Below are 21,222 nucleotides of genomic sequence, written 5' to 3'. Positions count from 1 at the left end.
GACCGCCATCGCGCCACGGCAGGCGCGGGACGCACGTCCTGTTCGACCGGGCTAACGGGGAAGTGGCGGACGCGGTGGACGGGGAGGTCGCGGCACGACCCGTTTCGGCCATGGATCGCCGCGATAGCGCGGATAGCCGTATGGATAACCGTAAGGATAGGCGTAGGGATAGCCATAGGGATAGCCGAACGGATATGCACTCCAGTGCCCGAACATGCCGCCGTCACGCGGATAGACGTAGGTCTGACTGGTACGGACCACCTTGCCGTCGACAAAATGGACGTTGAACAGGGTGGCGACGCCGGGGCCGTAGTTGCGGATGTTCCAGTCCCACACCTCCTCGCCGGAAAGCTTGAAGGTCTGCTCCGAGCGATGCCCGCCGAGCAGTCGCAAGACCTCCTCCTGGCTCATGCCCTTGCGCACGTTCGCGAGGTTGTCTTCGTCGAGCGCATCCCACTGGCGCAAGACGATCCCGCCCGCATCGACCTGCACCATCAGGCAGGTGTCCCCGAAAGGTTGCGTCGAGTATTCCAGCGTGGTGGTGCCGTCATCATTCTGCCAGCGCCGGGTCGGCTCCCCGCGCACGGCGAGGGCCTCGGCCTCGGTGGTAAACGGGCGCGGCGGGGCGAACGCGGCGCATCCGCCGAGTGCCAGCGTACCCGCCAGCACCAGCACCTGCAGCAGATTGCGCGCGGCGGTGGCAGACGTCCGATGGATCATGGTTTCAGTCCCTTCAGGGCCGGGGCTTGGTATAGCGGCCGGTTCCAACCACGCGGCCCTCGGTATTGAAGGCCACCGTGAAGTAAGTTGGATCATTGACCGAGGTACCGCGTTCAATCAGCCAGTCCCACACCGTTTCCTTCTTCAGCTCGAGGAACTGGGTCGAAGCCGGTTTGCCGAGCAGACGGCTCACCTCCTTGCCGGTCATGCCGCGCTCGATGCGGGCAAACGTCTGTTCGTTGATCACCTGATCGAGGGTACGCAGGATGTTGTCGGTGCCGATGGTGATCATGAAACATTCGGCCCCCTCGGGCTGGCGCGAATACTCCCAGGTCACCGAACCGTCATCGTTGTACCACTCGTGCTGCGGCGGGCCGAAGCGATCGCGCACCTCCATCGCGGTCGACACGCCCGGCTGCAGGTCGCGCACATTGACGTAATCGCAGGCCGGCAAACCGATCGCCGCCAGCACGGCGCACAACATCGACAACAGACGTTTCATCGGGCTCTCCGCCGCAGCGCCCCAAAATTGGGCGTGGGATAGAATCACGGTTTCCGGCGTGGTTTGCAATCGCCGGACCGTATCGACTTGCAACACTTCGGAGATATGCAGATGAAGCACACTCTTCTCGTTCTCGCGCTCGCCGGCCTGGGCCTGGGCGCGGCACATGCGCAAACGGTGATCAAGATCGGCCACGCCGGTCCGCTTACCGGGCCGATCGCCCACATCGGCAAGGATGGCGAATACGGTGCCCGCCTGGCCGTGGAGGACGCCAACGCCAAAGGCATCACCATCGGTGGCCAGAAGGTGAAGTTCGAGCTGGTCGGCGAAGACGACCAGGCCGACCCGCGCACCGCCACCACCGTGGCCCAGCGCCTCACCGACAACGACGTCAAGGGCGTGGTCGGCCACGTGACCTCCGGCGCCTCGATTCCGGCTTCGCGGGTGTACGAACAGGCCGGCGTGCCGGTGATCACGCCCTCGTCCACCAGTCCCAAGCTGACCCGGCAGGGTTACAAGGTCACCTTCCGCGTCATTGCCAACGACCTCCAGCAAGGTGGCGCGATGGCCCGTTATGCCGCCGAAACGCTGAAGGCGAAGAAGGTCGCGATCATCGACGACCGTACCGCCTATGGCCAGGGCCTGGCCGATGCCTTCGCCGACAGCCTGAAGCAGCACGGCGTCCAGGTCGTCGGCCGCGAGTTCACCACCGACAAGGCCACCGACTTCATGGCCATCCTCACCAAGATCAAGGGCAAAGCCCCGGACGCCGTGTTCTATGGCGGCATGGACGCCCAGGGCGCTCCGATGCTGCGCCAGATGCGCCAGCTCGGCATCACTGCGATGTATCTGGGCGGTGACGGCGTGTGCACCAGCGAAATGCTCAAGCTCGCAGGCGATGCGATGAACGAGAACGTGTACTGCAGCCAGGCCGGCATCCCCATCACCAAGATGCCCGGCGGCGCAGCGTTTCTGACCCGCTTCAAGCAGCGCTTCAATGTCGACGTGCAACTCTACGCGCCGTACAGCTACGACGCCGCCATGGCCCTGATCGAAGCGATGAAGACGGCCGATTCCGCCGACCCGGCCAAATACCTGCCCGCCCTGCAAAAGACCTCGTTCAAGGGCATCACCGGCGACATCGCCTTCGACAAGTACGGCGACATCAAGGACGGCGGCGTCAGCATGTACCGCTTCCAGGGCGGAAAGTGGGACACCCTAGATTGATCGTTTCCAGATTGCATGCGCACCACCGCGGTGCGCATGCGCGGGACACTGCACTGCCGCGGGCGGCGCCCATCGCCGGGCGCCGAGCGGATATTCGCGGGAAGGACGGCACGCCGGACCCGGTCTAGCCCGGGGATCAGGGTTATCCACAATATGGCACGGTTTGTGCAATGCAGCAGCGCCATACTCGATCCGAAACGATGCTGGCGACTGACTCGGCGATCCATAGGCTCGCCTCCCTCCGTCGCTCCTGCCCTGAAAATGCTGCATCGCATATAACCAAAGTCATGACATCGCTCGCGCTTGGGCGTGCTCTCCGCCCGTTTTTGTGGAGAATAGGCGCACCTTCGGGCTACATCCGGTATTTCCCGACATTTGTCAGGCACCGGCAGCAGCGCGAGCGCGGATCGACGCGGGACGGTTTCGCCTCATTCGCAGATGGATCGACAACAGCACCATCAACCACTGAGTTCGCTGGAGGATCAAGCATGAAGAAAACCATCGTTGCATTCGCAGTCATGGGCCTCGGTTTCACCGGTGCTCACGCCCAGGAAATGGTCGTAAAGATCGGCAGCGTCGCACCGCTGACCGGGACCATTGCCCACCTCGGCAAGGACAACGAGAACGGTGCCCGGCTGGCAGTGGAAGAAGCCAATGCCAAGGGCGTCACGATCGGCGGCAAGAAGGTGAAGTTCGAGCTGGTCGGCGAGGACGATCAGGCCGACCCGCGTACCGGCACCACGGTGGCGCAGCGTCTGGTCGATGCCGGCGTCAAGGGGGTGGTCGGCCACCTGAACTCGGGCACCACCATCCCGGCGTCGCGCATCTACGACCAGGGCGGCATTCCGATGATCTCGCCGTCGGCCACCAACCCCAAGCTGACCCAGCAGGGCTACAAGGGCGTGTTCCGTACCATCGCCAACGATGTGCAGCAAGGCTCGGCACTGGGCAAGTTCATGGTTTCCGAGCTGGGGGCGAAGAAGATCGCGATCATCGACGACCGCACGGCCTACGGCCAGGGCCTCGCCGACGAGACCGAGAAGGCCGCCAAGGCCGGCGGTGCCCAGATCGTGGCGCGCGAGTTCACCACCGACAAGGCCACCGACTTCAACGCGATCCTGACCAAGATTCGCGCCACCGCTCCCGACGTGATCTTCTTCGGCGGCATGGACGCACAGGGCGGGCCGATGCTGCGCCAGCTCAAGCAACTCGGCATTACTGCCAAGTTCGTGACCGGCGACGGCGGCTGCAGCCCGGAAATCATCAAGCTCGCCGGCGAAGCGCTGTCGTCTTCGGCCTACTGCTCGATGGCCGGCGTGCCGCTCGACAAGATGCCCGGCGGCGCCGACTTCCGCGCGCGCTACAAGAAGCGCTTCAACACCGACGTGCAGATCTATTCGCCCTACGCCTACGATGCAACCAGCGCGTTCATCAATGCGATGCAGAAGGCGGACTCGGTGGAGGCGTCGAAGTACCTGCCCGAGCTGAAGAAGAACAGCTTCCCGGGCGTCACCGGCAACGTCTCCTTCGACGACAAGGGTGACATCAAGGAAGGCGCCGTGACCCTTTACCAGTTCAAGGACGGTAACTGGGTCGCGATGTAATCAGGTCTGCCCCGGGGGCTCCGGCCCCCGGCCCGGAGGCGTAAGGACTGCGGCGCGCGCGGTGCAGCGCACTTCAGCCCTTACCCCTCCCTACCCTCATCCCTCCAAAAGAGCACGATGGAAACCCTCATCCAGCAAGTTGTAAACGGCTTGGTGATCGGCAGCGTCTATGCGCTGATCGCACTCGGCTACACCATGGTGTATGGCATTCTCGGCCTGATCAACTTCGCCCATGGCGACGTGCTCATGGTCGGCGCCCTGACCGCCCTGCAGACCATGCTCTTCCTGATGGGCTTCGCTCCGGGCATGTCACCGGTCGTGATGCTGACGATTTCACTGATGGTGGCGATCCCGGTGTGCATGATGATCGGCTTCACCATGGAACGGCTCGCCTACCGACGGCTGCGCAACGCGCCGCGGCTGGCACCGCTGATCACCGCGATCGGCATGTCCTTCCTGCTGCAGACCCTGGCGATGATCGTCTGGGGCCGCAACTATCACACCTTTCCGCAACTGATCTCGACCACGCCGATGCAGCCGATCGAAGGCGTCTTCGTCACCCCGGTGCAGATTTTCATCGTGGTGACCTCGGCGCTGATCATGATCGGACTGACCGTGCTGGTAAACAAGACCCGCATGGGCCGTGCGATGCGCGCCACCGCGGAGAACCACCGCGTCGCCAGCCTGATGGGGGTCGACACCAATGCCGTGATCGCGCTGACCTTCGTGATCGGCGCCGCACTGGCCGCCGTGGCCGGGGTGATGTTCGCCAGCAACTACGGCATCGCCCACTACGGGATGGGCTTCATGCCCGGGCTCAAGGCCTTCACCGCCGCGGTGCTCGGCGGCATCGGCAACCTCGGCGGCGCGATGCTCGGCGGCATCGTGCTCGGGCTGGTCGAATCGCTCGGCGCGGGCTACATCGAGCACATGACCTTCGGCTTCCTCAATTCGTCCTACCAGGACATCTTCGCCTTCATCATTCTCGGGCTGGTGCTGATTTTCAAGCCCACCGGACTGCTGGGCGAACGCGTGTCCGACCGGGCCTAGGCGAGGACAACGACCATGAACGAACTCGTCGCCGCCGTCCCGTATCTGGGCAAGCGCAATCCGATGGCCGCGCGCTGGCTGATCATCATCATCGCCATCGCCGCGCCGATCATCGCCATGCAATTCGGCCGCAGCTGGGTGCGCATCCTCGACTTCGCACTGCTGTACATGATGCTGGCGCTGGGGCTGAACCTGGTGGTGGGCTTCGCCGGCCTGCTCGATCTCGGCTACATCGCCTTCTATGCAGTCGGCGCCTACACCTTCGCCTTCCTCGCCTCACCTCACTTCGACATTCACCTGCCATTCTGGATGGTGTTGCCACTGGGCGCTGCGTTCGCTGCCTTGGCGGGCATCATGCTCGGCTTTCCGGTATTGCGATTGCGAGGAGACTATCTCGCCATCGTCACGCTCGGTTTCGGCGAGATCGTGCGCATCTTCATGCTCAACCTGAACTACCCGATCAACATCACCAACGGACCGCAGGGCATCAACGCGATCGACCCGATCAATCTCTTCGGCTGGGACCTGTCGCGCAGCCTGCAGATCACCGACGACATCGCGATCCATTCGCTCTACCTCTACTACTACTTCTTCCTCGCCTGCGTGGTGGGCTCGATCATCTTCATCCAGCGTCTGCAGATCTCGCGCGTCGGCCGTGCGTGGGCGGCAATGCGCGACGACGAGCTCGCGGCCAAGGCGATCGGCATCAACACCCGCAACCTGAAGCTGCTCGCGTTCTCGCTCGGCGCCACTTTCGGCGGCGTCGCCGGCTGCCTGTTCGGCGCCTTCCAGGGCTTCGTCAGCCCGGAAAGCTTCAGCCTGATGGAGTCGATCGCGGTGCTGACCATGGTGGTGTTCGGCGGCATGGGCAATATCGCCGGCGCCATCGTCGGCGCCTTCGCGCTCGCCCTGCTGCCCGAGATCCTGCGCGACGTGGCGGTGCCGATGCAGCAGACCCTGTTCGGCACCGTCATCCTCGACCCCGAAGTCCTTCGCATGCTCTTGCTGTCGCTCGCCATGATCCTGATGATGCTGCTGCGCCCGGCGGGCCTGATTCCGGCCCGCGCACGCTACGCCCACCCCGAAAACCTGCGCCGGAGGGAGAGCAAATGATCACCCTGCTCGACGCACGCAACATCGGCAAACGCTTCGGTGGCCTGCAGGCGCTCACCGATGTGTCGCTGACCATCCGCAAGGGCGAGGTCTATGGCCTGATCGGCCCCAACGGCGCCGGCAAGACCACCTTCTTCAACGTGCTGACCGGCTCCTACATCCCCGACGGCGGCGAGTTCGTATTCAACGGCAGCGAGCTACCCAGCGGCAAGCCACACAAGATCGTCGGCCGCGGCATCGCCCGCACCTTCCAGAACATCCGCCTGTTCCGCGACCTCACTGCGCTCGAGAACGTGATGGCGGGGCACCACATCCGCACCAAGGCCAACATCTGGGGGATCCTGACCCAGAACCGCTTCACCCGTGAAGAGGAGCGCCTCACCACCGATCGCGCCTACGAGATGCTCAAGTACGTGGGCATCGAGCGCTTCTCCGAGACGGTGTCGAAGAACCTCTCCTACGGCGACCAGCGCCGGCTCGAGATCGCCCGTGCGCTCGCCACCGAACCGCAGTTGCTCGCCCTGGACGAGCCCGCCGCGGGCATGAACGCCACCGAAACCCGTCAGCTCAAGGCCCTGATCGAACAGATCCGCACCGACGGCGTCACCGTGATGCTGATCGAACACGACGTGAAACTGGTGATGGGCCTGTGCGACCGCGTGGCGGTGCTCGATTTCGGGCGCAAGATCGCCGAAGACGTGCCCGCCGAGGTACAAAGGAACGACGCCGTGATCAATGCCTATCTCGGGGGCGGCAAGCATGCACACTGAGCCCGCGTCGCCGCTGCTGCAACTGCTCGACCTGCAGATTTCCTATGGCGGCATCCAGGCCGTCAAGGGCATCGACCTCGAACTGTTCAAGGGTGAACTGGTGTGTCTGATCGGCGCCAATGGCGCCGGCAAGACCACCACGCTGAACGCCATCGCCGGGGTATTGCCGCTGGCCGGCGGCGAGATCCGCTACAACGGCACCAGGATCAATGCCATTCCCGCGCACAAGCGCCTGCGCCAGGGCATCGCGCTGGTGCCCGAAGGGCGCGGCATCTTCACCCGCCTGACGGTGGAAGAAAACCTGCGCATGGGCGCCTATTCGCGCCGTGACCAGGACGCCATCGAGGCCGACCTGGAAAAGGTCTACACCATGCTGCCGCGGGTCAAGGAGCGCCTGCCCCAGGTCGCCGGCACGCTGTCCGGCGGCGAGCAGCAGATGGTCGCGATCGGCCGCGCGCTGCTGTCGCGCCCCAAGCTGCTGCTGCTCGACGAACCGTCGATGGGCCTGGCGCCGCTGGTGGTGGAGAAGATCTTCGAGGTCGTGCAGTCGGTGGCCAAGGAAGGCGTCACCATCCTGCTGGTGGAGCAGAACGCCAACCTCGCCCTGGAGTTCTCGCAGCGCGGCTATGTGATGGAGTCCGGCAAGATCACCCTCACCGGCAGCGGCGCCACCCTGCTCGCCGACCCCAAGGTGCGCGCGGCCTATCTGGGCGAGGCGGCCTGACGACGGATCCCGACGCCGCCTTCATCCGAATTGCAGAATATAATTCTGCGCTAAAGGAGCGCACGGATGAAACACGTCACCCCGAAGGAAGCCCACGCCTTTCTGCAAGCCCATCCCGAAGCCTTGCTGATCGATGTCCGCAGCGAGATCGAACACCTCTTCGTCGGTCACCCGCCGGGCGCGATTCATGTGTCGTGGAACGACGGCCCCGACTGGGAGATCAATCCGCACTTCGTCGGCGAGGTGAGGAAGCTCGCCGGCCACGAGGGCGAGCGTCCGGTGGTGCTGATCTGTCGCAGCGGCAACCGTTCGCAGCCCGCCGGCGAAGCCCTGATCGCGGCGGGCTTTCGCAATGTGGTCAACATCATCCACGGCTTCGAGGGCGATCTCGACGACCAGCACCACCGCAATTCGATCAACGGCTGGCGTTTCGACGGGCTCCCCTGGCAGCAGTGCTGAACGACGTCCGCACGGGCCGCTGCGCCGCTTGACCGCGAGCGCGCCGTACCCGATCAGATCACGGCTTCACGACGGTGCCAGGTCATGAAGCCGGCGAAGCCGAGCGCCGCAAACACGCACATGCCGAGCGCAAGGCTCAGCGGCGAGTGCCACAACAGCGGAGCGAGCATGCCCGCGGTGAAGGCATTGATGCCGACCTGCAGAAAGCTCTGACAGCTCGAGGCCATGCCTCGCCGTGCGGGAAACAGGTCGAGCGCAAGAATGCCGAGACTGGGCATGGCCAGCGCCATGCCGATGTTGTACACCGCGATCGGCGCCACCAGCCACAGCGCCTGCGCGGGCCCGACGGCGGCCAGCACCACCGCTGCCGCCGCGGCCGCGAACATCACCGCGAAGCCGGCACCGATCGTGCGCGTCGGGGTCCAGTGGCCGGCAACCCGCCCGGACACGGCCGAACCGAGCATCATGCCCGCCACCGACGGCACGAACAGCCAGGCAAAATCCTGCGCACCGAGACCGAGGTGGGTCATCACGAACACCGGGGCCGACAGCACATAGATGAAGAAGCCGTTGAACATCAGCGCCACCGACCCGGCGAGCAGCACGAAGGCGCGGCTGGACAGCACGCTGCGGTAGGCGCGCCCGAGCGCCACCGGGTGCAGCGGCTGGCGGGCGTCTTCGCTCAGGGTCTCGGGCAGCAGACGCCAGCTCAGGAAGGTCAGCACCAGCCCGAAGGCGGCGAGGAACACGAAGATCGAGCGCCAGCCCGCGACCGCCAGCAGCAGCCCACCCACCAGGGGCGCCACTGCCGGCGCGATGCCGAAGATCATCATCACCCTCGACATCAGCCGCTGCGCCTGGGCGCCGTCGTGCAGATCGCGGATCACCGCCCGTCCGACCACCATGCCGGCGCCGCCACACAGGCCCTGCAGTGCACGTCCGGCCCACAGCCATTCGATCGTGGACGCAAACGCACACAGCACCGACGCCAGGGAAAACAGCAGGGTGGCGCCAATCAGCACCCGCCGGCGGCCGAAACGGTCGGCCAGCGCACCGTGCCACAGCACCATGAAGGCGAAGGTCGCCATGTAGGCGGTCAGGGTCTGCTGGATCTCGACCCGGCTCGCGCCGAGCGAAGCCGCCATCTCGGGGAAGGCGGGCAGATAGGTATCGATCGCGAACGGGCCGATCGCAGCCAGTGCGGCCAGCACCACGGCCAGCCAGGGGGAAGTCGAGGGCATCGTTGTTGTTGTGTCTGTCGGTCGGGAACGGAGCGGCGCCCGGCGGCCGCTCGGTGCCGATCCGGTACGCGTTAGCGGACGGCCGCGGCCGGCTGCGCACACCCGGAGCGTTCGATGATACGCGCGTAGCGGCCGGTACTGCCGGTCCACACCGGAATCCGTGCCAGGAAGTCGGCGCCGCGGCATCGCGCCCGCGTTCGGCGCCGTGGGCAAACGGCGAATCACCCCCTGCGCGAAGGCACCATTCGAGGGCATCCACCCCAACTTGGTGCAGATCACCCGCGGTGGGGTCGCTGCAGGCAACGCGGCTCCGCGGCTCGCGGCCGATTCTATCGATGGCACGGTATTCGCTTAGGAGGGGCATGCAGGAGCGGTCCGGTTCGCCGGGCTCGAAGCACCACAATCTGAAATAGATGACTAGGGTTCCGGCCTGCGCATGCGGGTGTCTGGTCCAAGAGTTATCGACCTCCAGCGAGGTTACACGGCGGGATAAAAGCCCGGGAGAACGCACCATCATGTGATGCGCCGCTCCCGCTTGACCCGACAACCGAACTGGAGGTTTTCATGATCAAGTCCCGCCTGTTTGCCGCTGCCTCCGCAGCCGCACTTTCGCTCTCCCTCGCCCTTGCCGCTCCGGCTGCCCACGCCGCGCCGAAGCAGGACTTCAAGGTGTGCTGGACGATCTACGCCGGCTGGATGCCATGGGAATACGCCGCCACCAGCGGGATCATGGACAAGTGGGCGAAGAAGTACGACCTCAAGATCGACGTCGTGCAGGTCAACGACTACATCGAGTCGATCAATCAATACACCGCGGGCGGCTTCGACGGCTGCGCGATGACCAACATGGACGCGCTGACGATTCCGGCCGCCGGCGGCGTCGACACCACTGCGCTGATCATCGGCGACTTCTCCAACGGCAACGACGGGATCGTGATCAAGGGCACGGGCAAGACCCTTGCCGACCTCAAGGGCAAGCCGATCAACCTGGTCGAGCTCTCGGTGTCGCACTACCTGCTTGCACGCGGATTGGAGTCTGCGGGGCTCAGCGAGCGCGACACCAAGGTGGTGAACACCTCGGATGCCGACCTGGTCGCCGCCTTCGCCACCTCGGGCGTGCACGCCGTGGCCACCTGGAACCCGCTGCTCGCCGAAGTGACCGCCATGCCCAAGGTCACCCAGGTGTTCGATTCGAGCAAGATCCCCGGCGAGATCATCGACCTGATGGTGGTCAATACCCAGACCCTGGCCGACAACCCCGCCTTCGGCAAGGCGCTCGTCGGCGCGTGGTACGAAGTGATGTCGATCATGAGTGCCGACACCGCGGCCGGCAAGGCGGCACGCCAGCACATGGCCGCCGCTTCCGGCACCGACCTCGCCGGCTACGAGGCGCAGCTCGCCGCCACCCGGATGTTCTACACCGCGGCCGACGCACTCGCCTTCTCGACCAGCGCCGATCTGCCGGCGACCATGACCAAGGTCGCCGGCTTCAGCTTCAAGCACGGCCTGCTCGGCGAGGGCGCGCGCAGTGCCGACGCGATCGGCATGAGCTTCGCCGGCGGTACCCGCGGCAATGCGGCCAATCTCAAGCTGCGCTTCGATCCGAGCTACATGCGGATGGCGGCCGAAAGCAAGCTGGACTGATCCGCGCCGACCCATCGGTGTCCGCCCCGCCGTTCTGATCGCCGCCATCGGCCCCGATCAGCCGGCGCGGCGGCGAGCCCATCATCATGGAGCGCCGCGATGCGTCTCATCAACCGAAAACCGAACCGTAGCTGGCGGATCAGCCTGACGATCCTGCCGTTCGCGCTGCTGTTGATCGCCTACCTCGCCGGTTCGGCCGCGCGCCTTGCCGACAACCCGCAGGACAAGCTGCTGCCTGCCGCCCAGCAGATGGCCGAGGCGATCGACCGCATGGCCTTCACCGAAGACCCGCGCACCGGCCGCTATCTGTTGTGGGACGACACCGCAGCCAGCCTCAAGCGCCTCGGCATGGGGCTGGCGATCGCCGCCGTCGCCGGCCTGAGCCTGGGCCTGCTCGCCGGCACGCTGCCCGTGTTCGGGGTGCCGCTGTCGCCCCTGCTCACGGTGATCTCGATGATCCCGCCGCTGGCGATCCTGCCGATCCTGTTCATCGTGTTCGGGCTGGACGAGCTGTCCAAGGTGATGCTGATCGTGATCGGCATCACCCCGGTGATCGCCCGCGACATCGAGCAGCGCGCCCGCGAGATCCCGGTCGAGCTGCTGATCAAGGCCCAGACCCTGGGGGCGAATACGTGGACGCTGATCCTGCGCGTGGTGCTGCCGCAGTTGCTGCCACGGCTGCTGATCGCGCTGCAGCTGGCGCTCTGTTCGGCCTGGCTGTTCCTGATCGCGGCCGAAGCGATCGCCGCCACCGACGGCCTCGGCTATCGCATCTTCCTGGTCCGGCGCTACCTCGCGATGGACGTGATCCTGCCCTACGTGGCCTGGATCACCGCGCTCGCCTGGCTGATGGACTACGGCCTCAAGCGCCTCACCCGTGCCGCCTTCCCGTGGCACGACGGAGGCCGCGCATGAGCTTCATCCAGGTCCGCAACGTATGGCAGGAGTATGGCGACCAGGTCGTGCTCGAAGGCCTCAGGCTGAACATCGCCGAGGGCGAGTTCTGCGCGCTGGTGGGGGCATCGGGCTGCGGCAAGTCCACCTTCCTGCGCCTGCTGCTCGGCCAGGAGCGGCCCTGCCGCGGCGAGATCCTGGTCGACGGCAAAGCGCTGGCGGCCGAGCCCGATGCCAGCCGCGGCATCGTGTTCCAGCGCTACTCGGTGCTGCCCCACCTCACCGTGCTCGACAACGTCACCCTCGGCCTCGAACTGCCGCGCGCGCCGCTGCTGGGCCGTTTGTTCGGCCGCGCCCGGCACGAGGCGCGCGCGCAGGCCGCCGTGCTGCTCGAACGCGTCGGCCTCCAGCACGCCCTCGACAAGTACCCCAGCCAGCTCTCCGGCGGCATGCAGCAGCGTCTGGCGATCGCCCAGGCCCTGATCATGAAGCCGCGCATGCTGCTGCTCGACGAACCGTTCGGCGCGCTCGACCCCGGCATCCGCCGCGACATGCACGCGCTGCTGCTCGAGCTGTGGCAGGAAACCCGGCTCACCGTGCTGATGGTCACCCATGACCTGTCCGAGGGCTTCACCCTCGGCACCCGCCTGCTGGTGTTCGACAAGGTCCGCCACGATCCGCAAGCTCCCGGCGCCTATGGCGCCCGCATCACCTACGACATTCCCCTCAACCTCGACCGCCACGCCGCCCGCGAGGCCGTCGCCGCGCTGCCCGCCCACGTGACGGAAGCGTTGAACAAAGCATGACGAGGACGCCATGACCAAGCCTGTTTCCCCCCTGCCCTATCCCGTGCTCGCCGAAGAGCGGCTGCCCGGCGGCGGCCACCGCTCCTTCGTGCTGCGCCGCGGTCGCCTGCTGCGCCTGACCGACCTCGAAGGCGGCGCCAATGTCAGCCTGCTGCTGTTCAATGCGCACGAGAAGACCGAGCGCCTCAACCTGCCCGACTCGCTCAAGTGCCAGTACACCGCAAAGCTCACCCGCGGCCATTGCCTGTACTCCGACATGGGCCGGGTGCTGGCAGCGATCACCGAAGACAGCGCGGGCTGGAACGACAGCCTCGGCGGCGTGCTCGATGCCGCCGAAGTGCGCGAGAAATACGGCGACGGCCCCTACCAGACCCTGCGCAATGCCTGCCATCGCAACGGCACCGACAACCTGCTGGTCGAGCTCGGCAAGTGGGGGATGGGCCTCGAGGACCTGCTGATGGTGCTCAACCTGTTCTCCAAAGTCACCGTCGACGACCACGGCCGGCTGCACTTCGTCGCCGGCAACAGCAAGGCCGGCGACTACATCGAGCTTTACGCACCGATGGACACCCTGGTGGTGATGACCGCGCTGCAGCATCCGATGGACCCGTCTCCGGAGTATGCGCCGCGGCCGGTGCAACTCACCTGGATGCAGGCCGAGGCCGCCGTCGCCGCGCACTGCCGCAGCTCCCGCCCGGAGAACGAGCGCGGCTTCATCAACACCGAAAATCTTTACCTGTGAGGGGCCCCGACATGAGCACCCTGATCACCAGCATGCGCCAACCCGAAACGGCGGTGTTCCGCCACGTGATCCCCGCCGGCGAGCCCTGGGTCGGCGAAGTCAGGGCCGGCCAGACCGTGCGCCTGCTCGATCTCGAAGGCAACCAGGCGGTCGACACCCTGTTCTACGGCGTCGCCAACCCCAAGGAGCGCTACGACCCGCAGCGCACCCTGCGCCGCCAGGGCAATCTGTATCTCACCACCGGCAGCGTGCTGTACTCCAACCTCGGCCGCCCGATGCTGACCATCGTCGCCGACACCTGCGGCCGCCACGACACCGTGGGCGGCGCCTGCGCGCAGGAAAGCAACACCGTGCGCTATGCGCTCGACAAGCTGCACATGCACGCCTGCCGCGACAACTTCCTGTGCGGCTGCATGCACGACGGCCGCCTGGCCAAGGGCGACATCGGCGCCAACATCAACTTCTTCATGAACGTGCCGGTCACCGCCGACGGCCGCCTCACCTTCGAGGACGGCATCTCGGGCGCCGGCAAGTACGTGGAACTGCAGGCGCAGATGGACGTGATCGTGCTGATCTCCAACTGCCCGCAACTGAACAACCCGTGCAACGCCTACAACCCGACCCCGGCCGAAGTGCTGGTGTGGGACTGAAGCGACACCCGCCCCTGCCTGGCGCCTGAGCCGACCACCCACCCGGAGGACGACCTCCGCGGTTCCGATCTCCGGCGGGACGACCCGCCATAGCTCGACACGAATCGGGTGAGACCATGTTCGACAAAGTCCTGATCGCCAACCGCGGCGCCATTGCCTGCCGCATCCTGCGTACCCTGCGCCGGCTCGGCACCGGCGGCGTCGCCGTCTATTCGGAGGCGGACGCCGCCAGCCGCCACCTGATCGAAGCCGACGAGGCTTACAGTCTCGGCGAAGGGGCGGCGGCGACCACCTATCTCGCGGTGGACAAGATCCTGCGCATTGCGGAGCAGAGCGGGGCCACCGCGATTCACCCCGGCTACGGCTTCCTGTCCGAGAACGCGGTGTTTGCCGAACGCTGCGAGGCCGCGGGCATCGCCTTCATCGGTCCGACCCCGGAGCAACTGCGGGTGTTCGGCCTCAAGCACACCGCACGCGCGCTCGCAAAGGCACAAGGCGTACCACTGCTGGAAGGCACCGACCTGCTGGGCTCGGTCGCGGACGCACTGGCCGCGGCCGCCACCGTGGGCTATCCGGTCATGCTCAAGAGCACCGCCGGCGGCGGCGGCATCGGCATGCGTGTGTGCCGGAACGCGGAGGAGCTCGGTCGCCATTTCGACGCGGTGCGTCGCCTCGGCGAGAACAACTTCTCCGACGCCGGCGTGTTCATCGAAAAGTACATCGAGCGCGCCCGTCACCTCGAAGTGCAGGTGTTCGGCGACGGCGCCGGTGAAGTGCTCGCGCTCGGCGTACGCGACTGCTCGGTGCAGCGCCGCAACCAGAAGGTGCTGGAAGAAACCCCGGCGCCGAACCTGCCGGCGGGCATGGCCGAAGCCCTGTGCGCCGCGGCAGTGCAGCTCGCCCGCGCGGTGAACTACCGCTCGGCCGGGACGGTGGAATTCGTCTATGACAGCGACGCGGGCGCGTTCCATTTTCTCGAAGTGAATACCCGATTGCAGGTCGAGCACGGGGTCACCGAACAGGTGTGGGGCGTCGATCTGGTCGAGTGGATGGTACGGCTCGCGGCCGGCGAGCTGCCACCGCTCGCCGAACTCGCGCACGCCCTGGCGCCGCAGGGCCACGCCGTACAGGCGCGCCTCTACGCCGAGGACCCGGGCCGCGACTTCCAGCCCTGCCCCGGCCTGCTCACCGCGGTGAACTTCCCCGCCGCAGACGGAGGTGCCTTGCGCATCGACACCTGGGTCGAGGCCGGCTGCGAGATCCCGCCCTATTTCGACCCCATGATTGCCAAGATCATCACCCACGCGCCGGACCGCCGCGCCGCCATCGCCGCGCTCGACCGCGCGCTCGACGACACCCGCCTGTACGGCGTCGAGACCAACCGCGACTACCTGCGCCAGATCCTCGCCGACGCGCCCTTCGCCAGCGGCGCGGCGTGGACGCGCTGTCTCGAAGGCCTCGAATACCGCAGCCACAGCATTGAATTCATCACCGCCGGCACTCAGACCACGGTGCAGGACTGGCCGGGACGGCTGGGCTACTGGGCCGTGGGCGTACCGCCCTCGGGCCCGATGGACGATCGCGCGCTGCGGCTGGGCAATCGCCTGCTCGGCAACGGCGAAGGCGCCGCCGCCCTCGAGATCACGATGAGCGGGCCGATCATCCGCTTCAATTGCGATGCGGTGGTCGCGGTCACCGGCGCCTCCATCCCGGTGAGCGTAGACGACGTCGCCCTTCCGATGAACACCGCGCGCTTCGTACCGGCCGGCGCCCGCCTCGTGTTCGGCACCATTGCCGAACGCGGCACCCGCAGCTATCTGTGCGTGCGCGGCGGCCTCGACGTGCCCGACTACCTCGGCAGCAAGAGCACCTTCACCCTGGGCCAGTTCGGCGGTCATGGCGGTCGGGCGCTGCGCGGCGGCGACGTGGTGCACCTGTTCCCGCTGACCGATGCGGCCGCCGGCGCGAGCCTGCCCGCCGCCCTCACCCCGGCGCTCGCCCCGGTGCGCGAACTGCGGGTGATCTACGGCCCGCACGGCGCGCCGGAATACTTCAACCCGGCCTATATCGAGCGCTTCTTCGCCACCGACTGGGAAGTGCACTTCAACTCCAGCCGTACCGGCGTGCGCCTGATCGGCCCGAAACCGGAATGGGCGCGCGACAGCGGCGGCGAAGCCGGACTGCACCCGTCCAACATCCACGACAATCCGTATGCGGTCGGCGCGGTCGATTTCACCGGCGACATGCCGGTCATCCTGGGCCCGGACGGCCCCAGTCTGGGGGGCTTCGTCTGCCCGGTCACGGTGATCGAGGCCGACCTGTGGCAACTGGGCCAGCTCAAGGCCGGCGACAAAGTGCGTTTCGTGCCGGTCAGCCTCGAATCGGCGCGCGCACTCGCCGCCGCCCGCGTGCTGGAGACGAGCGCGCTCGCCCGTGCCTATGCGGCCAGCACGCCTGCGATCACCCCGGCCTCACCGATCGTGCTCGACCTCGGCACGGCCGACACCCGGCTGGTCGCGCGCGTGGCCGGCGACACCCACGTCCTGCTCGAGATCGGCCCCCCCGAACTCGATCTGGTGCTGCGCTTCCGTGCCCATGCGCTGATGCAGGCGATCGAGGCGCTGGCACTCGACGGTCTGGTCGACCTCACCCCCGGCATCCGCTCGCTGCAGCTGCACTACCGGCCGGAAACCCTGGCGCTGACCACCCTGCTCGAACGCGTCGCCGCGCTGTGGGCCGGGGTGTGCGCACGCGACGACCTCGAAGTGCCGTCGCGCGTGGTGCAACTGCCGCTGTCCTGGGACGACCCGGCGTGCCGGCTGGCGATCGAGAAGTACATGACCACGGTGCGCAAGGACGCGCCGTGGTGCCCGAGCAACCTCGAGTTCATCCGCCGCATCAACGACCTCGCCGACCTCGACGCGGTCCGCCGGACCGTGTTCGACGCCAGCTACCTGGTCATGGGCCTGGGCGATGTCTATCTCGGCGCGCCGGTCGCGACCCCGCTCGATCCGCGCCACCGTCTGGTCACCACCAAGTACAACCCGGCCCGCACCTGGACCGCCGAGAATTCGGTCGGCATCGGCGGCGCCTATCTGTGCGTGTATGGCATGGAGGGCCCCGGCGGTTACCAGTTCGTCGGCCGCACGCTGCAGATGTGGAACCGCTACCGCAGCGTCGCCGCCTTCGACGGCAAGCCCTGGTTGCTGCGCTTCTTCGACCAGATCCGCTTCCACCCGGTGGACGCCGACGAGCTGGCGCGCATCCGCCGCGACTTCCCGCTCGGCCGCTATCCGCTGTCCATCGAGCACACCACGCTGCGGCTGGCCGACTATCAGGCCTTTCTCGCCCGTGAAGCCGACGGCATCGCCGCCTTCCGCATGCAGCAGCGTGCGGCCTTCGACGCCGAACGCGAGCGCTGGATCGCGACCGGCCAGGCCCATTTCGAGGCCGAGGAAGTCACCGCCGATGTCGGCGAGGATGCCCCGCTGGGCCAGGGCCAGCATGCGATCGAGAGCCATATCGCCGGCAACCTGTGGCAGGTCCGGGTCGAGCCCGGGCAGCGGGTGGCCGAGGGCGAAACCCTGGTGATACTGGAATCGATGAAGATGGAAATTCCGCTCACCGCGCCCCGCGCCGGCATCGTCAGGGAAGTCCGGATTCAGCCCGGGTCTCCGGTGCGTGCCGGCCAGCGCATCGTGATCCTGGACGAAGCGTGAACAGCCGATAGGCGCCCAACCGGCCCACCCGCTCAACGCCCGTCCAGTCCCCGTCGGTACTGGATGGCTTCGGCCAGCTGGGCGGCGCCGGGGCGGGCGACACCGGCAAGATCGGCTAGTGTGCGCGCGACCCTGAGCACCCGATGATAGGCGCGCGCGGACAGATTGAGCCGACTCATCGCCTGCGCCAGCAGTGCGGCACCGGTCGCATCCGGCGCGCACAGCGCCTCGACCCGGCCCGCTTCGAGGCGGGCATTGGGCACGCCCTGGCGCTCGATCTGCACCGCCCGGGCCGCGGCCACCCGGTCGCGGACCGGTGTACTGGATTCGCCCTGCGCCACACCGGACAGGTCCTCGTAGGAAACCACGGGCACTTCGATGGTGAGATCGATCCGATCGAGCAGCGGACCCGACAACCGGGCACGGTAGCGGGAGATCTGGGTCGGCGTGCAGCTACAGGCGCGGGTGGGATGTCCGGCAAAACCGCAGGGGCAGGGATTCATCGCCGCAACGAGCTGGAAGCGCGCCGGAAACTCGGCCCGGCGGCGCGCGCGCGCCACCGTGACCGACCCCGTTTCCAGCGGCTCGCGCAGCGATTCGAGCACGCGCCGGTCGAACTCGGGCAGCTCGTCGAGGAACAACACGCCGTGATGGGCCAACGACACCTCCCCCGGTTGCGGTATCGCACCGCCGCCCACCAGCGCCGCAGCCGATGCCGAATGGTGCGGCGAGCGGAACGGACGCATGCCCCAGCGCGTGGCGTCGAACGTGCCGCTCAGGGAAAATACCGCCGCGCTTTCGAGCGCCTCCGCTTCGCTCAGCGGCGGCAGCAAGCCGGGCAGGCGCTGGGCGAGCATCGACTTGCCGGTGCCCGGCGGGCCGTACATCAACAGCGAATGCGCTCCGGCGGCCGCCACCTCGAGCGCACGCCGCGCCTGCGACTGCCCGCGCACGTCGGCCAGATCGGGGGCGGCGGCCGCCGCCGGCAAGGCCATCGCCGAGGCATGGACGGGGAGACTGTTGTGGCTATTGAGATGGGCGCACACCGCGAGCAGGGAGGTGGCCGGCAGCACACTGACCTCGCGCGCCAGCGCCGCCTCGTCAGCATTGATATCGGGTAGCACCAGACTGCGTCGGCCACGCCCGGCCGCGAGCGCCGCCGCGAGTGCGCCCCGCACCCCGCGCAGGCTGCCGTCGAGCGAGAGTTCGCCGCAGAATTCGTGTCCATCGAGCAAGGAAGATTTGATCTGTCCGGACGCCGCGAGTATGCCCAGCGCAATCGGCAAATCGAACCGCCCACCCTCCTTGGGCAGATCGGCGGGGGCGAGGTTGACCGTGATCCGGCGTTGCGGAAACTCGAACTGGGAGGTGACGAGCGCGGCACGAACGCGATCGCGGGCCTCACGAACCTCGGTATCGGCGAGCCCCACCAGCGTGAACCCGGGCAGGCCATTGGCCAGATGCACCTCGACCACGACCTCGGGGGCATTCAGGCCATCGAGGGCACGGGTGCGAACAAGCGCGATCGACATTCGGATCTCCGTACCGGGGGGCGCCCAGTTTAGCGGAGATCCGGACAATGCCAAACGAATTACTCAAAACGCATCAGACGCTGCCGGCGTTCAGCTTGTGCCGCGATCGCGCTCCGCAGCATCGGCCTCGAGCGCGGCAACCCGCGCCTCGAGCTCGGCCAGACGCTGGCGCGCATGCGCGAGCATCTCGCGCTGAACTTCGAAGTCTTCGCGGGTGACCAGGTCGAGCTTGCCGAAGGCGCCGGTCAGCACTGCCTTGATGTTTTTCTCGATATCGCGCGCGGGGCTGTTTGCCGCGAGTTCGGAGAGTTTTGCACCAATTTCATCGAAGATACGGGGAGTAGTCATGGTGTGAGAAGTCCGGAACGCGAAGAGGCAAATAGTCTAGCACGCACTTCCGGCAGTGCTTTCTCCGTCGACGCCCCAAAACGGTGCCTGCCCTCGCAGTCGACAGCACCGCATTGGTGCATCCAGGGTTTTCACGCCTCATCCCGGACACAGCATCTCCATGCCCGGCCTCCCCGTGATCCCGCATGAATCCATCAGAGCCTTTATCGGCAAGGGTTTCGAGAAGCTGGCACGGTGTATGCATAAGGTTCTGAGCCAAAACACCAACCTCCTTCAGGAGCAATCCATGCGCAAGACCATCCTTACCACCGCCCTGCTCGCAATCCTGCCGTTGATGGGCACTGCACATGCACAAGAGGAAAGCCCGTTCAGTGCCAACCTCACCCTGACCACCGACTACGTCTTCCGCGGCATCAGCCAGACGCAAGGAAAGCCCGCCGTGCAAGGCGGCTTCGACTACGCGCACAGCAGCGGTTTCTATATCGGCACATGGGCATCCAACGTCGCCTGGGTGGACGACCTGTACAAAGAAAACAACAGCATGGAAATCGATCTGTATCTCGGCTACGGGAACACGGTCGGTCCCGTCTCCTACGACGTCGGCGCCATCCGCTACTTCTACCCCGGCGACAACATCGGTGGCGTCGCCACGCCGGACTCGACCGAAGTTTATCTCGCTCTGGGCTGGGAATTCCTCGAGCTGAAGTACTCGCATTCCGTCTCCAAGTACCTGTTCGCCTGGACCAGCCCGACCGGCGGCAGCACGCGCAACAGCAACTACCTCGAGCTGAACGCCGAGTACGAGTTCGCCGACACCTGGGCCGTTTCCGCCCACGTCGGCCGTCAGATCATCAAGAGCAACGGGTCGGCCTCCTATGCCGACTGGGGCGTGGGCGTCAGCAAGGACGTCGGCTTCGGTACCGTGGCGCTGAACTACACTGATTCCGATGCCGACGGCAGCTGCTCCAAGGGCGAACCGTACTGTTTCGGCGACTCGCCCAAGAACGCAGCCGGCGACCGGCTCGTGCTGTCCTTCAGCAAGGAATTCTGAGCAATTCGGTGACGCCCCGACCGCATCCTGCGATGCGGCGGGGATAAGCAAATCTCAGTCATATAGGTGGACCAACCATGAAATTCATCAGCGCCATCATCAAGCCGTTCAAGCTCGACGAAGTGCGTGAAGCCCTGTCCGCGATCGGCGTCCAGGGCATCACCGTGACCGAGGTCAAGGGCTTCGGCCGGCAGAAAGGCCATACCGAGCTCTATCGTGGCGCGGAATACGTCGTCGACTTCCTGCCCAAGGTAAAGATCGAAGCAGCCATTCGCGACGACATCCTCGACCAGGCCATCGAAGCCATCGAGAAGTCGGCCTCGACCGGCAAGATCGGGGACGGCAAGATCTTTGTGTTCGATCTGGAGCAGGCGATCCGCATTCGTACCGGTGAAACCGGATCAGACGCCCTGTAAGGGAGATAGG

General features: G+C 66.4%; 20 protein-coding genes and 1 riboswitch. Of the genes, 15 read left to right on the top strand and 5 right to left on the bottom strand.

Annotated features, from left to right (window positions below):
• Positions 1-51 precede the first annotated feature (51 nt).
• Positions 52-720 carry a hypothetical protein gene (locus AC3A35_RS14790; protein ID WP_487436904.1) on the bottom strand — a complete coding sequence of 223 codons (669 nt, stop codon included), beginning with the start codon at positions 718-720 and terminating at the stop codon, positions 52-54.
• A gap of 13 nt (positions 721-733) precedes the next feature.
• Positions 734-1,222 (bottom strand): hypothetical protein, encoded by a 489-nt coding sequence (locus AC3A35_RS14785; protein WP_487436903.1) that lies wholly within the window; start codon positions 1,220-1,222, stop codon positions 734-736.
• A gap of 111 nt (positions 1,223-1,333) precedes the next feature.
• Between AC3A35_RS14785 and AC3A35_RS14780 the strand changes: the two genes are divergently transcribed.
• The 7 genes from AC3A35_RS14780 (at position 1,334) to AC3A35_RS14750 (ending at position 8,169) form a co-directional block, all read left to right on the top strand.
• Positions 1,334-2,449: a branched-chain amino acid ABC transporter substrate-binding protein gene (locus tag AC3A35_RS14780; protein WP_487436902.1), complete on the top strand. Its 1,116-nt coding sequence runs from the start codon at positions 1,334-1,336 to the stop codon at positions 2,447-2,449.
• A 488-nt stretch (positions 2,450-2,937) separates the two neighbouring features.
• Positions 2,938-4,053: a branched-chain amino acid ABC transporter substrate-binding protein gene (locus AC3A35_RS14775; protein WP_487436901.1), complete on the top strand. Its 1,116-nt coding sequence runs from the start codon at positions 2,938-2,940 to the stop codon at positions 4,051-4,053.
• Between the two features lie 117 nt (positions 4,054-4,170).
• Positions 4,171-5,103 carry a branched-chain amino acid ABC transporter permease gene (locus AC3A35_RS14770; RefSeq protein ID WP_487436900.1) on the top strand — a complete coding sequence of 311 codons (933 nt, stop codon included), beginning with the start codon at positions 4,171-4,173 and terminating at the stop codon, positions 5,101-5,103.
• Positions 5,104-5,118: 15 nt separating this feature from the next.
• Positions 5,119-6,216: an ABC transporter permease subunit gene (locus tag AC3A35_RS14765; RefSeq protein ID WP_487436899.1), complete on the top strand. Its 1,098-nt coding sequence runs from the start codon at positions 5,119-5,121 to the stop codon at positions 6,214-6,216.
• Positions 6,213-6,986: an ABC transporter ATP-binding protein gene (locus AC3A35_RS14760; protein ID WP_487436898.1), complete on the top strand. Its 774-nt coding sequence runs from the start codon at positions 6,213-6,215 to the stop codon at positions 6,984-6,986. The genes AC3A35_RS14765 and AC3A35_RS14760 overlap by 4 nt, the downstream gene beginning before the upstream one ends.
• Positions 6,976-7,710 (top strand): ABC transporter ATP-binding protein, encoded by a 735-nt coding sequence (locus tag AC3A35_RS14755; protein ID WP_487436897.1) that lies wholly within the window; start codon positions 6,976-6,978, stop codon positions 7,708-7,710. The genes AC3A35_RS14760 and AC3A35_RS14755 overlap by 11 nt, the downstream gene beginning before the upstream one ends.
• Positions 7,711-7,776: 66 nt before the next feature.
• The gene (locus tag AC3A35_RS14750; RefSeq protein ID WP_487436896.1) at positions 7,777-8,169 is read left to right on the top strand and encodes a rhodanese-like domain-containing protein; all 393 of its coding nucleotides are present in this window, start codon (positions 7,777-7,779) and stop codon (positions 8,167-8,169) included.
• Between the two features lie 53 nt (positions 8,170-8,222).
• Here AC3A35_RS14750 and AC3A35_RS14745 read toward each other — a convergent pair whose 3' ends face one another.
• A complete protein-coding gene (locus tag AC3A35_RS14745) occupies positions 8,223-9,410 on the bottom strand; it encodes a multidrug effflux MFS transporter (RefSeq protein WP_487436895.1) in 1,188 nt (395 codons plus the stop codon).
• A gap of 406 nt (positions 9,411-9,816) precedes the next feature.
• Positions 9,817-9,916: riboswitch (guanidine-I (ykkC/yxkD leader) on the top strand.
• Between the two features lie 58 nt (positions 9,917-9,974).
• Here AC3A35_RS14745 and AC3A35_RS14740 point away from each other — a divergent pair.
• The 6 genes from AC3A35_RS14740 (at position 9,975) to uca (ending at position 17,865) form a co-directional block, all read left to right on the top strand.
• Positions 9,975-11,054, top strand: a complete 1,080-nt coding sequence (locus AC3A35_RS14740; RefSeq protein WP_487436894.1) for a putative urea ABC transporter substrate-binding protein — start codon at positions 9,975-9,977, stop codon at positions 11,052-11,054.
• Between the two features lie 99 nt (positions 11,055-11,153).
• The gene (locus AC3A35_RS14735) at positions 11,154-11,969 is read left to right on the top strand and encodes an ABC transporter permease (RefSeq protein WP_487436893.1); all 816 of its coding nucleotides are present in this window, start codon (positions 11,154-11,156) and stop codon (positions 11,967-11,969) included.
• Entirely contained in the window at positions 11,966-12,754 is a 789-nt protein-coding gene (locus tag AC3A35_RS14730; RefSeq protein WP_487436892.1) for an ABC transporter ATP-binding protein, read from the top strand. The genes AC3A35_RS14735 and AC3A35_RS14730 overlap by 4 nt, the downstream gene beginning before the upstream one ends.
• Positions 12,755-12,764: 10 nt before the next feature.
• Positions 12,765-13,496 (top strand): urea amidolyase associated protein UAAP1, encoded by a 732-nt coding sequence (locus tag AC3A35_RS14725; RefSeq protein WP_487436891.1) that lies wholly within the window; start codon positions 12,765-12,767, stop codon positions 13,494-13,496.
• 11 nt (positions 13,497-13,507) lie between these two features.
• Positions 13,508-14,146, top strand: a complete 639-nt coding sequence (locus AC3A35_RS14720) for an urea amidolyase associated protein UAAP2 (RefSeq protein ID WP_487436890.1) — start codon at positions 13,508-13,510, stop codon at positions 14,144-14,146.
• A gap of 116 nt (positions 14,147-14,262) precedes the next feature.
• The gene (gene uca / locus AC3A35_RS14715) at positions 14,263-17,865 is read left to right on the top strand and encodes an urea carboxylase (RefSeq protein ID WP_487436888.1); all 3,603 of its coding nucleotides are present in this window, start codon (positions 14,263-14,265) and stop codon (positions 17,863-17,865) included.
• 32 nt (positions 17,866-17,897) lie between these two features.
• Here uca and AC3A35_RS14710 read toward each other — a convergent pair whose 3' ends face one another.
• Complete coding sequence (locus AC3A35_RS14710; protein WP_487436887.1) at positions 17,898-19,397, bottom strand: YifB family Mg chelatase-like AAA ATPase; 1,500 nt, start codon at positions 19,395-19,397, stop codon at positions 17,898-17,900.
• A 90-nt stretch (positions 19,398-19,487) separates the two neighbouring features.
• On the bottom strand, positions 19,488-19,745 hold the full coding sequence (locus AC3A35_RS14705) for an accessory factor UbiK family protein (protein ID WP_487436886.1): 258 nt from the start codon (positions 19,743-19,745) through the stop codon (positions 19,488-19,490).
• Positions 19,746-20,031: 286 nt separating this feature from the next.
• Between AC3A35_RS14705 and AC3A35_RS14700 the strand changes: the two genes are divergently transcribed.
• A complete protein-coding gene (locus AC3A35_RS14700; RefSeq protein ID WP_487436885.1) occupies positions 20,032-20,796 on the top strand; it encodes a TorF family putative porin in 765 nt (254 codons plus the stop codon).
• Positions 20,797-20,873: 77 nt separating this feature from the next.
• On the top strand, positions 20,874-21,212 hold the full coding sequence (gene glnK / locus AC3A35_RS14695; RefSeq protein WP_110529599.1) for a P-II family nitrogen regulator: 339 nt from the start codon (positions 20,874-20,876) through the stop codon (positions 21,210-21,212).
• Positions 21,213-21,222 lie beyond the last annotated feature (10 nt).

The sequence above is a fragment of the Azoarcus sp. Soil_N_20 genome, from assembly GCF_057656155.1.
The sequence above is the reverse complement of the archived record's forward strand: the minus strand, read 5'-3'. Positions and strand labels throughout refer to the sequence as shown.

Bases quoted from the DNA above. Each gene is read 5' to 3' on its own strand.
- AC3A35_RS14790 (WP_487436904.1), bottom strand. From the start codon at position 720: ATGATCCATCGGACGTCTGCCACCGCCGCGCGCAATCTGCTGCAGGTG.
- AC3A35_RS14785 (WP_487436903.1), bottom strand. From the start codon at position 1,222: ATGAAACGTCTGTTGTCGATGTTGTGCGCCGTGCTGGCGGCGATCGGT.
- AC3A35_RS14780 (WP_487436902.1), top strand. From the start codon at position 1,334: ATGAAGCACACTCTTCTCGTTCTCGCGCTCGCCGGCCTGGGCCTGGGC.
- AC3A35_RS14775 (WP_487436901.1), top strand. From the start codon at position 2,938: ATGAAGAAAACCATCGTTGCATTCGCAGTCATGGGCCTCGGTTTCACC.
- AC3A35_RS14770 (WP_487436900.1), top strand. From the start codon at position 4,171: ATGGAAACCCTCATCCAGCAAGTTGTAAACGGCTTGGTGATCGGCAGC.
- AC3A35_RS14765 (WP_487436899.1), top strand. From the start codon at position 5,119: ATGAACGAACTCGTCGCCGCCGTCCCGTATCTGGGCAAGCGCAATCCG.
- AC3A35_RS14760 (WP_487436898.1), top strand. From the start codon at position 6,213: ATGATCACCCTGCTCGACGCACGCAACATCGGCAAACGCTTCGGTGGC.
- AC3A35_RS14755 (WP_487436897.1), top strand. From the start codon at position 6,976: ATGCACACTGAGCCCGCGTCGCCGCTGCTGCAACTGCTCGACCTGCAG.
- AC3A35_RS14750 (WP_487436896.1), top strand. From the start codon at position 7,777: ATGAAACACGTCACCCCGAAGGAAGCCCACGCCTTTCTGCAAGCCCAT.
- AC3A35_RS14745 (WP_487436895.1), bottom strand. From the start codon at position 9,410: ATGCCCTCGACTTCCCCCTGGCTGGCCGTGGTGCTGGCCGCACTGGCT.
- AC3A35_RS14740 (WP_487436894.1), top strand. From the start codon at position 9,975: ATGATCAAGTCCCGCCTGTTTGCCGCTGCCTCCGCAGCCGCACTTTCG.
- AC3A35_RS14735 (WP_487436893.1), top strand. From the start codon at position 11,154: ATGCGTCTCATCAACCGAAAACCGAACCGTAGCTGGCGGATCAGCCTG.
- AC3A35_RS14730 (WP_487436892.1), top strand. From the start codon at position 11,966: ATGAGCTTCATCCAGGTCCGCAACGTATGGCAGGAGTATGGCGACCAG.
- AC3A35_RS14725 (WP_487436891.1), top strand. From the start codon at position 12,765: ATGACCAAGCCTGTTTCCCCCCTGCCCTATCCCGTGCTCGCCGAAGAG.
- AC3A35_RS14720 (WP_487436890.1), top strand. From the start codon at position 13,508: ATGAGCACCCTGATCACCAGCATGCGCCAACCCGAAACGGCGGTGTTC.
- uca (WP_487436888.1), top strand. From the start codon at position 14,263: ATGTTCGACAAAGTCCTGATCGCCAACCGCGGCGCCATTGCCTGCCGC.
- AC3A35_RS14710 (WP_487436887.1), bottom strand. From the start codon at position 19,397: ATGTCGATCGCGCTTGTTCGCACCCGTGCCCTCGATGGCCTGAATGCC.
- AC3A35_RS14705 (WP_487436886.1), bottom strand. From the start codon at position 19,745: ATGACTACTCCCCGTATCTTCGATGAAATTGGTGCAAAACTCTCCGAA.
- AC3A35_RS14700 (WP_487436885.1), top strand. From the start codon at position 20,032: ATGCGCAAGACCATCCTTACCACCGCCCTGCTCGCAATCCTGCCGTTG.
- glnK (WP_110529599.1), top strand. From the start codon at position 20,874: ATGAAATTCATCAGCGCCATCATCAAGCCGTTCAAGCTCGACGAAGTG.